Origin of the sequence: Globicatella sp. HMSC072A10, from assembly GCF_001811625.1 — a bacterium.
In the GTDB taxonomy this organism is placed as follows: Bacteria; Bacillota; Bacilli; order Lactobacillales; family Aerococcaceae; genus Globicatella; species Globicatella sanguinis.
Window position 1 is genome coordinate 1 of record NZ_KV805763.1, and the last position, 12,914, is coordinate 12,914.

12 protein-coding genes are annotated in these 12,914 nt (G+C 35.6%); 2 read left to right on the forward strand and 10 right to left on the reverse strand.

What is annotated here, in order from left to right; genetic code table 11:
• Positions 1 to 112: 112 nt before the first annotated feature.
• The 3 genes from HMPREF2811_RS07500 to HMPREF2811_RS07510 all read right to left on the reverse strand — a co-directional run bounded on the left by HMPREF2811_RS07500 (position 113) and on the right by HMPREF2811_RS07510 (position 1,964).
• Positions 113 to 1,021, reverse strand: a complete 909-nt coding sequence (locus tag HMPREF2811_RS07500; RefSeq protein ID WP_071408800.1) for an alpha/beta hydrolase — start codon at positions 1,019 to 1,021, stop codon at positions 113 to 115.
• Between the two features lie 207 nt (positions 1,022 to 1,228).
• Positions 1,229 to 1,540: an MGMT family protein gene (locus HMPREF2811_RS07505; protein ID WP_071408801.1), complete on the reverse strand. Its 312-nt coding sequence runs from the start codon at positions 1,538 to 1,540 to the stop codon at positions 1,229 to 1,231.
• Positions 1,541 to 1,553: 13 nt separating this feature from the next.
• Positions 1,554 to 1,964 (reverse strand): OsmC family protein, encoded by a 411-nt coding sequence (locus HMPREF2811_RS07510; RefSeq protein ID WP_071408802.1) that lies wholly within the window; start codon positions 1,962 to 1,964, stop codon positions 1,554 to 1,556.
• A gap of 154 nt (positions 1,965 to 2,118) precedes the next feature.
• On the opposite strand from HMPREF2811_RS07510, the gene HMPREF2811_RS07515 reads away from it, so the two are divergent.
• Entirely contained in the window at positions 2,119 to 3,156 is a 1,038-nt protein-coding gene (locus tag HMPREF2811_RS07515; RefSeq protein ID WP_071408803.1) for an NADH:flavin oxidoreductase/NADH oxidase, read from the forward strand.
• A gap of 352 nt (positions 3,157 to 3,508) precedes the next feature.
• Positions 3,509 to 4,165 (forward strand): deoxynucleoside kinase, encoded by a 657-nt coding sequence (locus tag HMPREF2811_RS07520; protein ID WP_071408804.1) that lies wholly within the window; start codon positions 3,509 to 3,511, stop codon positions 4,163 to 4,165.
• Between the two features lie 534 nt (positions 4,166 to 4,699).
• Here the strand turns inward: HMPREF2811_RS07520 and HMPREF2811_RS07525 are convergent.
• The 7 genes from HMPREF2811_RS07525 to HMPREF2811_RS07555 all read right to left on the reverse strand — a co-directional run.
• Positions 4,700 to 5,764 carry a substrate-binding domain-containing protein gene (locus HMPREF2811_RS07525; protein ID WP_071408805.1) on the reverse strand — a complete coding sequence of 355 codons (1,065 nt, stop codon included), beginning with the start codon at positions 5,762 to 5,764 and terminating at the stop codon, positions 4,700 to 4,702.
• Positions 5,761 to 6,381, reverse strand: a complete 621-nt coding sequence (locus HMPREF2811_RS07530; RefSeq protein ID WP_071408806.1) for a 5-bromo-4-chloroindolyl phosphate hydrolysis family protein — start codon at positions 6,379 to 6,381, stop codon at positions 5,761 to 5,763. Before HMPREF2811_RS07530 ends, HMPREF2811_RS07525 begins: the two co-directional genes overlap by 4 nt.
• A 20-nt stretch (positions 6,382 to 6,401) precedes the next feature.
• On the reverse strand, positions 6,402 to 8,012 hold the full coding sequence (locus tag HMPREF2811_RS07535) for a substrate-binding and VWA domain-containing protein (RefSeq protein ID WP_071408807.1): 1,611 nt from the start codon (positions 8,010 to 8,012) through the stop codon (positions 6,402 to 6,404).
• A 23-nt stretch (positions 8,013 to 8,035) separates the two neighbouring features.
• A complete protein-coding gene (locus HMPREF2811_RS07540) occupies positions 8,036 to 9,199 on the reverse strand; it encodes a toxic anion resistance protein (RefSeq protein ID WP_071408808.1) in 1,164 nt (387 codons plus the stop codon).
• A gap of 667 nt (positions 9,200 to 9,866) precedes the next feature.
• On the reverse strand, positions 9,867 to 11,102 hold the full coding sequence (locus tag HMPREF2811_RS07545; protein ID WP_071408809.1) for a LysM peptidoglycan-binding domain-containing protein: 1,236 nt from the start codon (positions 11,100 to 11,102) through the stop codon (positions 9,867 to 9,869).
• A 368-nt stretch (positions 11,103 to 11,470) separates the two neighbouring features.
• Positions 11,471 to 12,451 (reverse strand): LCP family glycopolymer transferase, encoded by a 981-nt coding sequence (locus HMPREF2811_RS07550; protein WP_084802057.1) that lies wholly within the window; start codon positions 12,449 to 12,451, stop codon positions 11,471 to 11,473.
• A 187-nt stretch (positions 12,452 to 12,638) separates the two neighbouring features.
• Positions 12,639 to 12,914: UDP-galactopyranose mutase (locus tag HMPREF2811_RS07555; protein WP_305793930.1), on the reverse strand; the 276-nt coding region annotated here is incomplete at its 5' end.

A 12,914-nucleotide genomic window follows, 5' to 3' on the forward strand; every position in this document is an offset into this window, starting at 1 on the left:
GCCAAGTTAACGCCCATGCTGGGCGCACAAATAAAACCTCTCGCTATGCCTGATAAGGGCTGGCGAGAGGTTAGTTTGTATTTTTTTAAAGAATTGTAAGCCACGGTAAAATCTATTCAGTATAATCAAAGAAACGATTTGGAGCCGTTTTGGTTGGCGCTAACCATTCAAGTAATAAGTCAATCCATTTACTTGCTTGATAATTTGAATTAGCAGTTTGACGACCGGTTAAGATATTCGCCAGTGATAGTCCATGTTTACCTTTATCGAAAATATGCAATTCATAAGGAATCTTATATTCTTCTAGAGCTAAAGCAAACTCGATTGAATCAGTAACAGGCACCACATCATCTTCTCGTGTATGCCAGATGAAACTAGGTGGCGTCATATCATTAACAAAATTCGTCGGTTTTAAATCAGCCAATTCAACTTCGGTATTTTCTACTTTACCGGTAATCGCATACATCATTGGATTCACCGATTGTCCATATTCAGGTCTAACCGTTGAAGGAATTGTTAACGCTGGATAAATTAACACTAAATGAGTTGGTCGGTATAATTCATTTGATTTGCCAACTAATTGTGCTAACCACTCTTCATGCCAATGTACACCTAATTGCGCCGCTAAATTACCACCGGCAGAAAAACCTCCGACGACAATATATTCTTCATTAATCGACCATTCCTCTGCATTTTCTTTAAGAATTGTCATCGCCGTAGCCAACTCTACTAAAGGATTAGGATATTGACTAATAGGAGCGTCTGGCCAATTTGCTAATTCCGCATTAAATGCTTGAACCCCTTCGGTCGCATAATGTACGACCATTACTTGAAAACCTTTCGCAAAAAATTGCAATGCAACCATTTCAGATTCACGGTTTGAGGTAAACATATAACCTCCGCCAGGACATAACACCATCACCGGATATAAACGGTCACCATCAATTTCAGGGTTAGCTTCATGTAAATAAAATTTAGCGACAGCTCCATTTTCACCTATTTGTTCTTCAAAATAACGCATAATTGCCTCCTTTTCATTCAATGCTCTTTATGATAATAATCGAATTCCCTTAATAAAACACCTTTTAATTAATAGAACTCAAACTTCAACTGACTCTATTGTACGAGATTTTAAAGCGAATTCAAATAATCTTAACTAAATTTATCAAGTTTTTGTCCAGCCCCATTTAAAATAATAAAACCCTCTACCTATATACTCGCGTTGTTATTATATGGTCCATTGATGTTGCTTAATATCAACATGACACGCATCTTTAAAGGTGATACCTTCGTCTAATAATAAAGATTTTTGTTGAACAAAATGTGGTGCTAATCTTCCAGCTGCATTCACCACGCGATGACAAGGATACTCGCCATACAAGTCCGCTTGACTTAAAACTTTGCCAACTAAGCGCGCATTTTTTGGGCGATTAATTAATTGAGCGATTTGTCCATAAGTGGCAACATTACCTATTGGTATTTCTGACACGACCGATAACACTTCATAAATTAAGGCTTCAGAAAGAACTTTAGCTGACATAGCTGATTCTCCATTAACCTACTAATTCAATGGTGACATTTTCACTGTCTTTTAATAATTTCACAACGGGACATCGCTTCATACTGATTGCTAAAATTGATTGGGCTTCAGCTTTTTCAAGATGTGGCATTGCAACTTTTACTGCAATGAAAAATTGATAACCGGGTTCATCTGGTGCTAAATCAATTTCTGCTTTGACTACCGCTTGATGTTCATATCCGCGGCGTTTTTCTTCAGCTTCAATCGTTGCATTTAAACAAGTGGTTAACGCCAATCCTAGTAATTGCTCCGGATTCGTTCCTGGTATATTTTTGGTTGGACTTGAAACTTGCACCTGTAATCCATCCGCTTCATTTACATAAGCCACCCCTTCAATCCCATCTCGGTTAATAACTTCAGTATGATATAGTGATTTGTATTCCATTAAGATTCCCCTCTTTCGAGATTTAGTTTAACATAGTTTGAGCATTAGCTGAATTTATTTTGCTTGAAACTCTTGATTATTCAAACGCAAGCAATAATGTTGTCTAAAACTATTTGGATAATTTTTACTAATAGTTGAAAAGGACGCTTATGCCATGTCAAAATTATTATTTCCTGCTAAAATAGGCGGGATTGATTTATCTAACCGCGTCATGATGTCACCCATGTGTATGTATGAAGTACACGAACAAGATGGAAAACCAACCCCCTTCCATTTTGCTCATTATGGAATGCGCGCCATTAGTAAAGTGGGATTAATCATTCAAGAAGCAACCGCAATTGAGCCCGATGGGCGTATCACGAATGAAGATTTAGGTTTATGGAATGACGAACAAATGGAAGCAATGAAAAAATTAGTGGATTCCGTACATTATTTAGGTAGTAAAATGGGGATTCAGATTTCCCATGCTGGACGTAAAGCAAGTGATGCCCTAACACCCCTTAGCCCTAGTGGCATTCCCTATGGCGAACCTTACAATCCACCTGTTGAAATGACCTTAGAACAAATTCAAGCGACAATTGATGGGTTCGTAGCTTCCAGTATCCGAGCTGAAAAAGCGGGATACGACATGATCGAAATTCATGCGGCACACGGTTATTTAATTAGCCAATTTCTATCCCCTTTAGCTAATCAACGCGATGACCAATACGGCGGCAGCTTAGAAAACCGTTATCGTATTTTACGTGAAATCATTGATGGCATTAAAGCCAAAGTAGCTCTACCGATTTGGGTACGTATCTCGGCCAATGCATATGATGAAACTGGACAACAAAATACTATTGAAGATTGGCAACAAATGGCTCGTTGGATGGAAGAACAAGGCGTGGCAGCCATCGATGTCTCCACCGGTGGCATCTTAAGTAAAAAACCTAATATACCGGTTCATGCTGGTTTCCAAACACCTTATGCAACGAAAATTAAAGAAGCCGTTGCGATTGATGTGGTTACCGTCGGCTTAATCGATGATCCAGGTATGGCTGAATTTATCCTACAAACCAACCAAGCCGATGCCGTGATGATTGGTCGCGCTATCTTACGCAACACTAATTGGTTAAATGATGCAGCAGTAGCCTTACATGACCACGACTTTAAACCATATAATAATTCTTATATGAGAGGACAGAAGGGGTAATTAATACTCTGGCAATCATTATATTTGACCAGTTAGGTCTTATGTTTTTAGATTGCATCATCATGTAAATCAATGCATCAAATGACTTACTTCTAGTTATCGGGTAACTTCTTTACTTCTACCAGAACTAAAAATAATGGAAATCATAAATTAACCTGCCCCTGACCAAATCAAGCCTATTGTTAGTGATGATGGTAATGGATTAGAAACATTTTTATTTTCGTTGTACTAAGATATTATCATTTACGTTTACTATACTTTTATAAGAATTCAAAAATAATACTTTAACGTCTTTGGTTTTATGTTATAATCAATGAGTTGAAATTTTGTTAAATCATTTGAGGAGTTGGTTATGATAATAGTCATTGGTGGCATGATTGGCGCTGGTAAAACAAGCGTGGCCAAAGTTATTGGAGAGCAGTTAGATTCTGAAGTTTTTTATGAAAATGTCGAAAATAATGATATTTTGCCATTGTTTTATACAGCTAGCCCGGAAGAACAGGATGCAAAACGTTATCCTTTCTTATTACAGTTAGAATTTTTAAGTAGTCGTTATCAAGATATTAAACGCGCATTCCATAATCGTCATAATGTCTTAGACCGTTCAATTTATGAAGATTGGTATTTCTGTAAAGTTAATAATGATTTAGGCCGCATTTCTGATATGGAATTTAAAATATATGAAAAATTATTAAATAATATGATGGAAGAGTTGGAATCCTTACCACAAAAAGCACCAGATTTAATGGTCTATTTACATGGTTCATTTGAAACCATTATGGAACGCATTGGGCTTCGTGGACGAGAATTTGAACAAGATGAAAGTTTACGTCATTACTATTATACTTTATGGTCAGGTTATGATGCTTGGGTTAAAAATCACTATCATGCCTCTCAAGTGTTAATGGTGGATATTGATCAATTAGATGTTGTCAACCGTCCTGAAGACATTCCTGTCCTAATGAAAATGGTCAAAAACAAATTAAATATTTTAGACAATGAAGCTTAATTCATTAACTTAACAGCAATGATTTCTGCCCAATTGATAGTATCGATTGGACTTTTTAAATATTTCAAGAGCGGGCAATCAGTAAAAATCAATTTACTGATCGCCCGCTCTTTTTCACAATCTTTTTCTTAAAACAAACTCTTTCGCATCATAAAAACGTCTTTATTATCAACTTTTCTACCAAAAGCGTCATTTAACTCTCATTTTTTTCATTGTATTGTAATCATTCACTTGCTCTCAAACAATCCCCCGTTCAAAACAATCACCTAATTCACCTTTTTCAAAAATAAAAATTTTTTCTAACCATTTTTATTGAATTAAGCACATTTTTCCTTAAAACCTGTTCATTTTGGATAGGTAATATTTTATCATCAATTGTTTAAGCGAGTTCACAAACTTTTTATTTTTACAATTAAAGTTGTCTGCTAAACAGAATACGTTATATAATTTTTAATGATGGTGATTTCTACACCAACACTACTTGACATAGAGCCACAATTATGTAAGCAACAGCGCAATGATGATGTAAACTAATTATTTTACAGCTTCCATTAATTCTAACATAATATCTGCTTGTGGTAAGGCCATAACGGATTTAATGTCTTTACGCACTCCTGGTAAATCTTGATAGGCATCCGTTTCTGTTCCTGAGACAATCGTTCTAAACCCATGTTGGGACCAAGCTATTTCTTGGACTTCTTCATCTAACATGACCTTTCTCATCACTTCTGCTCCTTCATCTATCCCGATTAGGACATGAGAAGACCAAACTGTCGGTGAGGGGTATAACATCACGATGTCATCTTTCACTTGATTGTATACATTAGGCTCAATTTTTGAAAATTCTAACCATTGACTCTCGTAACCCGCAATTATTGGATAGGCACCGACTCCTTGTTTTAAAAACTGATTAAATAAATCGGATGATGAGGTTTGACTATAACCTATTTTATTATAAATAGCTTTTAAGACTGGTTTTAATTCAGCAACTTGTTCCTTAGTAATCGCTTTGTTATCATTTAGCGCATTGGCTAATAATCCTAAAAACATATTCCCTGAGTTCGACGCATTTGGATTGGTAGTATCCACCAAGATATCCCCATATAATTCGGTTAGTCCGATATCGGCCCAAGTTTTACCTTCTTTCATAGCGTTAGCTAATTTGGCCATATCGACCATGTAAATACCGTTTTCTTCTGTGACATAACCTGCCTTAATTAAAACATCTACGACGATATGGCGCGAGTATAACACAATCGGTGTATTAAACATGATGTCTGAAAATTGATTTTCTCCGCCTAAATATTCTTGTAAATCAGCCGCGAATTGACTTGAAGGGAATAGATATTGGAAATTATCGCTCGCACCTGGTTGAACCATATCAACCGAACCTGCTTTACGATAATCATAAGTCAAGCCATATTCTTTCTTGGCAATTTCTTTTACTCTTGCATTTTCTAAAAGGTTAATTTTTTCTCCTCCGACTAAACCGGTAATCGAAACTTGGTCAGGTTGTCCAGAACGTAAAAACGAAAATCCAATTACTGCTGCTATTACAATAAGTAATAGACCTAATCCAAAGAATTTTCCATTTTTCATGACTGTTCCTCCTGTTTAAATTCTTCACCCATCTGAGCGGTTTTTTCTAATAAATCGGTTTGTAATTCTAAATTGAGATATTTTTGTTGGTGATAGGAATCGCGTTGTTGGTTAAAGATTTGCTTCAAGTACCCTAGCGCTTCCGTAGTTTGTGCTTTTACCTGCTGTAATTTATTAGTAGAAACACCCACTCTTTCTAATTCATAGTAGTTCTCAATAATTTCCTCCGACTTCGTTGTATAATATTCAATAAAATGTCGACTAGCCGATAAGGCTTGAAGATGGTCATCTAAATATTCATAGATCGAAAAACCAATCCCTGTCAATGAATTGGCAAGCTCAGCCACTTCTTGGTCTTCTATTTGTTTTGCGTTCTGTTCCATACGTTTAACATTTTTGCCCAGTACTTGGTATAAATCAGCCAACTCTTTATTAAGCTGATCATCGAGCACTTCGACATTACCAATTTTAATTTTTGGGGTAATCAAAAAGTAAATCGCAAAAAATAAAATTAAAGTTAATACTAACACTAAGTATAATGGCCATTCAAGAAGATACCAGAAGATTAGAAAAAAGATTAAACTGCCTAAAAATGATAATAGATTTTGTTTCACCATTTTGACATCCTCCTTCTATCTTAATTATACCCTCTTACTGATTGAAAAGCACTCACGAGATCACTACGTCCATCGAATACACGACCATTGCTTAAATTAGCCAGTTCTTGCAAGTAATTATCATCAGCATCTCCAAATTGAATCGAAAAGATTGGAATATCGAGGTTTAATGTTTGATATTGGCTAGCTACTTCGTCTTTTAAATGTTCATCGTTTGCACGTCCATCAGATAAAATGACAATCATTGGGGTATGATCAGCTAAATCATCGGTATTATTTTTAATATGTTCAAGAGCTGAAAGAACCGCTGCATTCATTGAAGTCCCACCACCCGCTGAATAAGTGGTGATTTGCTGATACAATTCTTCTAATTCTTTGCTGGCTCCATTAGCGCTAATTGGCTTCCCGACATTACTTTCAAATTTAATCACATGGGTAATGTCACGACTAGTCCCTTGTAATAAGTTCTTGCTCGCTTTATCTGATTGCATGACATAACTTAAAGCCTCTTCTAATTGTTCTTCTCCCTCTCCTGCCATCGAGCCTGAGTAGTCTAGTAAATAATAGGTCAAAGCCGGTTTTTTAAAGGCTGTTTGATAAGCAATTAAGGCTTCTTCTAATACTTTCGCTTCAGGTAAACGGACCGTGTTTAATATCTTACTCGTATTTATCCCCCAGTCCGGATTAAAGACCTGGTTATTATTTTGGGTGACTGTATTATAAGCGGTACGACGGCCGGTTTCTTGAATTTTCTCTTGCGCCTCATCACTTAATAAATACTCTTGAAAAGCTAAAAAAGCTTTTTCTTTTTTCTCATTTTGATGATCAACATAAGCTAATGGTGCGTCACTCATTGCCACACCGTCCGTTGGGTAGACAACATATAAAGGTTCTTTGCCTTGTTCTACTAATTGTTTATTCGTTTGAATAATTAAGGTTTCATAATTAACCATCGCATCATAGTTTCCGTTTAAAAATAGCGTTACGAGCCAATTCGATGAACCGGATGAACGGCTGACGCCACTTAATAATTTAGTAATTTTATCAATGAGTTGTTGATTAGCCAAATCTTCAGATGTTAAATTTTCTTTGCCTGATAAGGCCGTTAAAAATGATAAATAAGCTGTTGCACCACTGTTAGATTGAGTCGCAGAAGTCATCGCAAAGGTTAATTTGTTCTGTTCAATCGCTGCTAATATTTCAGCAATTGAGACATCACCATCAGTAAAACCTAATTGTTCTGCGAGGGATTGACGAATTCCAAAGACCACGGGTGACATCGAAATTGACTCTGTATATTTTAAGAGATTATGAGTGTCTCCCATATTGAGCCACATCGAACTTGCAGTCCAAGCCGCATCATAATCAACTTCACCAGATTGTAGTAGTTGCATGGTCGTTAAGGAGCCTTGGTAAGCAATATTAATCGTTTGTCTATTTTTCTTAGCGTATTCCTCAATAATCGGTTCCAAAACTTCAATTTCAGAACCCGCTACAACATTTAATGTTTCCCCACCATACTGCGCTGAAAAGTCAAAATCAGTATTGCCACTGGTTTTATTATCATCGTCACAGGCAACGATCAGAACACATAACATCGCCAGTGCTAAGAATTTTAATAAACGTTTCATGGTTTTCCCTGCTTTCCTTATTTTTATGCTGGTGGCGTAACGTCTCGTCTTTCACCACGGTTATCTTGATAAATTGTTTCAGCAATGGCTGTTTTCAATTCATTCTCGACCGTAATTAATTCTTTTTCTGCTTCAGTACGAGCTGTTTTGGCATTTTCATGAATCGCCATCGTTTCACGAATCGTTTCGATTAATTGTTGATTAACATGTTTAACCGTATCAATATCGACAATCGAACGCTCTGCCTCTTCCGCAATTTCTACCGAATTTTGACGTAATTTATCAGCATTTTTTCTTAATAATTCATTGGCTGTATCCGACACTTGACGTTCTAATTCTAGGACGCGCTTTTGTTTCTCCATTCCTAAAGCAATAACAACTTGCGACTTCCATAAAGGAATCACATTATTAATCGCATCGGTCACTTTATCGACTAATAATTTGTCATTATTTTGAATTAATTTAATTTGTGGTGCGGTTTGGATGGCTAATGTTTTTGAGGTTTTTAAGTCAAAAATACGTTTTTCAAAACGATCAATCGACTCTTTAAAATCATTCACAACTTGTAAGGCCATTGAATCTTCTTTAGCTTCTGCTTCTTTCAATAATGCTGGTAATTGATTATCACGCATATCTTTAATAACTTCTTCACCCGCTACAATATACAATTGTAACTCTTCAAAATATTTTAAATTCTCATCATACAATTTATCATACATTGAAATGTCTTTTAACATCTCCATACGTGACGTTTCTAATTTGGCTTCAATTTTATCAATTTGTTTTTCCACAATATCATAACGTGCTAAGTATTTTTCGATGGACTTTTTGGCTTTATTAATAAAAGGGATTTTAGCTAAAAGACCTTTATTATCAAAATCCGCATCAAAATTTTCAACATTCACCACTAAATCGGTCATTAAATTACCGACCTCGCCTAAATCATGCGCTCGCACTTGACTTAAAATAGTTTCGCTAAAACCTGCTAAACTTTTTTGTGCATTCGCGCCAAACATTGAACTTAGTTGAGAGTCTCTTAGATTAATTTTCTCCTTAATGGAATCAACTTTTTTACGACTCGCTTCATCTAGAACTTCAAATTTTTCTTCTAAGTTTTCAGCAATTTCAGTATTAACTCTATCTACTTGTGCTTGACTCATTAATTCATCTAAAGATATTTTAGTCATGGCAATCTCCCTTTCTCTCTATATGTTATTGCTATACCTAATTTCATTGTATTATGTTCTACAATAAAAGTCTTTTTAAATTGTATCCCTTTACATAATCTTTACAATTACTTCACAATTCACTAATAAATCAAATCACTTGTCATTGCGATAATATCAACCCTTTTAGCTTTGTAATTGTTTTTTCTTTAACAGCAACAAAAAGAGAATTATCGTTTTGATATTGTATTAGATAGTGTTAGAAAATTTAAATCCTTTTTCAGTTCAATTGACGTTATGAGTTATTGAGAATGTCTATTTTTGGATCGATATTTAGACGACAACTATCATTCTAAAAACGATGAAAAACTTTCACTTTTGACATCATACTCGATTGTAGGATTTGGCAGAATATTCAATGTCTACTATTATCGCTAACAATGTATGAAGTTTAAGATAAAACATTAACATGAGTACATCATTTAACAATACGGTTCATTGTGACTTGATAATTTTGCCAATAAAAAAGAGACTAAGGAAAACGATGTACGTTTTCCTCAATCTCTCTAAATAAATCATCGAACCATTCACTTATAGTTCCATCGAAAGTTATTCATATTTTAACTGAAAATGATGATGCCATTTAAAAGTCAATGGTTTCATGCTTAAATTATTATTTATATTATTTTTAAGGGTAGAATGAAACGTGCACATGATCCATATGGTTAGCGGTAATACTACCACGGTCTTCCATCATTTGCCAAGACATATTCCAATCTCCATAAATTTGTTGTTTCCAAATGACATATGAAATCTTGCTCGATCCAATTTGACTAATCGCATATTGCGCAATTTGATCTCCTAATGCTGAACCAACTGGCACCATAAAGTCAACTGCTAATCCTTGACCGTGATCGCCAGCATCACCTGGACGGTATGTACTAAACGCTGTAATGCCAAAGGCATTCGCAACTTCATTTTTGAATTGGGCTACATGCGCTTGTAATCCATCATTTGTTGGATCATAGATTGGGGCTTCGGTTACTTCAGGCACCCATTCTACCGTCGTTTCTTCATAGATTGGGGCTTCAGTTTCTTCAGGTACCCATTCAACAGTTGTCTCTTCTATGATTGGCGCTTCAGTTTCTTCTACCATTTCGGCAGTTGTTTCTTCCACAACTGGTGCTTCAGTTTCCTCTACCATTTCGGCGGTTGTTTCTTCCACAACTGGTGCTTCAGTTTCTTCTACCATTTCGGCAGTTGTTTCTTCCACAACAGGTGCTTCAGTTTCCTCTACCATTTCAGCGGTTGTTTCAGTTACCCACTCTTCAACCGTAGTTACTTCAGTCGTTGTTTCAACTGGGGCCGCTGAAGGTTCTACTGCCGTCGTTTCGGCAGTTGTTTCTTCCACAACTTCTGTAGATTCAACTTCAGTTGTTTCAGGAACCCATTCTTCCACTGGATCGGTCACATAAACTGGCGCCGATTCCGGTTCAGCAACCTCTTCAGTTGCAGGTAATTCATACGTTTCATCGTTAACGACTAATTCATTTTCAGTCAAATTAATCTCTGCTTCATTCTCAGAATCAGCTGTCTCAATTAATACAGTTTCTGCATTATGATTGTCATCATACGTCGTTGTTAATACAGTACTAGGGAAAATTAAGTCTAAATCCGCAATCGCATTGATGCTTCCTAACACCTCTACATCGATGTCCAAAGCTTCAGCAATGACACCTAGAGTATCTCCATATTCGATAGTATATACTGTTTGATTATCTTCGTTAATTTTTAATGCTGCTTTAACTTGTTCAATGGTACGTGGTTGCCATTCTTCTGCCAACACATTATTAGTCATTGATGTTAATGGCGTTGTCATTAAAACAAAAGTTGTCGCAAGTAAAATTCTCTTTTGTAATTTCATTTCTTCTCACCTTTTTTCTTATCTCGCTAGACTGTATTCTAACATAACGCCAAAAAGAAAAAAGACCTTTCGAGCTTATTTAAATAAACTGTTCTCACATTGACACTTAATTGTAATAGTATGTCAATTAAGTAAACTTAAATGAAAACCCGTCTCATGTTTTTCTTATTAAGGTGTACAATCATCAACACATGTCTTCAATCCAGCAATCTCAAAATGATTCACTCAATAAAATTCACAATCAACTAGCTCACTAGTATGTCCATATCAGCAGAATGTGTTGCATGACATTAAATTGTAATTGCGCGCATTAAAAAACCGACTTTTGCTGAAATTATTCAAAGCAAAAATCGGTTGACGATCCGTTATTAATTTAATTCTAAATTGGATTTTAGCGCTTCTTGAACGGTTGATAATGACCCTTCGTCAATCATTTCATAATAGACACCATCAATCATATCGCCTGTTCCTTGTAATGTCACTTCTTCGATATTTTTCGCAATTTTATTCGCATTTAAAGCCAATGTTTGGATATCCTTAAATTGGATATTCGTTTCGACATATTCTTCCATTACAGCCATTAATTCTGGTAAGCTAGCGAAAGAATTAATATTAACCACCTTATCAGCTACTGCTTCAATTACTTGACGCGAACGTTGTTGACGACCGTAGTCACCTTCTTCAGTATAACGATTACGAACATATTGTAAAACTGTCGCACCATCCATATATTGTGAAACACCCTGTTCAAAGTAAGTCCCCTCTTGATTAAATGTTTCAGTTGGAACAATGGTAACACCGCCTAAAGCGTTGACGATTTGAACAAAGCTTCCCATATCAACTTTTACATAATAGTCAATTGGAATATCTAAAAAGTTTTGTACTGAGTTAATTGACATTGGGATGCCACCAAAAGCATAAGCATGGTTAATTTTATCTTGAGTGCCATAACCCACGATTTCAGTATAAGTATCACGAGGAATACTGGTCATTACGGTTTTATTGGTATTAGGATTAATGGTTGCGACCATCATAATATCTGAACGTCCTACTTCGGTACGACCAAAATCTCCCGTATCAATCCCTAAAAATAAAATGCTAATGGGATCTTCACCGACTTCAACTTCTTCTGTCGTTTCACATTTTTTAACAACATCTTTAACCACTGATTCCACAGCTTGTTTATTATATACCTTTTCAAATGATTTATTAAAACGATAATAGGAATAACCTAAAAAACCACCTACGACGAGTAAAGCCAGTAAAAATATTAAACCAATGGCTTTTAAAATTGGATTACCTTTTCTTCTTTTACGATGCATCGATCTACGTGACATCTTATTTGACATTTTTATTTCACCTTCAAATTTTCAATTTATGTTTCATTTTAGCTATTTTTTGCTAGAATTACAAGCTTTTCTTTAATATATATTCTATCCCACTAGACACTTTAAGTAAATATCTAATCCCTAAGTTCTGCTTTATCACGATGAGTTCAGTCTTTAAGTTTATTAAAGGTTTATCAAAGCATTTACTTTAATCCTTAAATACTTTTCTTACTACATTCAATGCTTCATTAATGACCATATGCATATCATAATACTGATACATGCCCAATCGCCCACCAAAGATGACTTTGGTCTGTGCTTGCGCCAGACGACGGTATTGTTTAAAGAGTTGCGTATTCTTTTCATCATTGACAGGATAATACGGTTCATCACCCAATTGCCATTCTTTAGGATATTCTCTGGTAATGACCGTCTTTTCTTGCTGACCAAATTCAAAATGCTTATGTTCGATAATGCGTGTATA

Bases quoted from the DNA above. Each gene is read 5' to 3' on its own strand.
- HMPREF2811_RS07500 (WP_071408800.1), bottom strand. From the start codon at position 1,021: ATGCGTTATTTTGAAGAACAAATAGGTGAAAATGGAGCTGTCGCTAAA.
- HMPREF2811_RS07520 (WP_071408804.1), top strand. From the start codon at position 3,509: ATGATAATAGTCATTGGTGGCATGATTGGCGCTGGTAAAACAAGCGTG.
- HMPREF2811_RS07550 (WP_084802057.1), bottom strand. From the start codon at position 12,451: ATGTCAAATAAGATGTCACGTAGATCGATGCATCGTAAAAGAAGAAAA.
- HMPREF2811_RS07505 (WP_071408801.1), bottom strand. From the start codon at position 1,540: ATGTCAGCTAAAGTTCTTTCTGAAGCCTTAATTTATGAAGTGTTATCG.
- HMPREF2811_RS07510 (WP_071408802.1), bottom strand. From the start codon at position 1,964: ATGGAATACAAATCACTATATCATACTGAAGTTATTAACCGAGATGGG.
- HMPREF2811_RS07525 (WP_071408805.1), bottom strand. From the start codon at position 5,764: ATGAAAAATGGAAAATTCTTTGGATTAGGTCTATTACTTATTGTAATA.
- HMPREF2811_RS07535 (WP_071408807.1), bottom strand. From the start codon at position 8,012: ATGAAACGTTTATTAAAATTCTTAGCACTGGCGATGTTATGTGTTCTG.
- HMPREF2811_RS07530 (WP_071408806.1), bottom strand. From the start codon at position 6,381: ATGGTGAAACAAAATCTATTATCATTTTTAGGCAGTTTAATCTTTTTT.
- HMPREF2811_RS07515 (WP_071408803.1), top strand. From the start codon at position 2,119: ATGTCAAAATTATTATTTCCTGCTAAAATAGGCGGGATTGATTTATCT.
- HMPREF2811_RS07545 (WP_071408809.1), bottom strand. From the start codon at position 11,102: ATGAAATTACAAAAGAGAATTTTACTTGCGACAACTTTTGTTTTAATG.
- HMPREF2811_RS07540 (WP_071408808.1), bottom strand. From the start codon at position 9,199: ATGACTAAAATATCTTTAGATGAATTAATGAGTCAAGCACAAGTAGAT.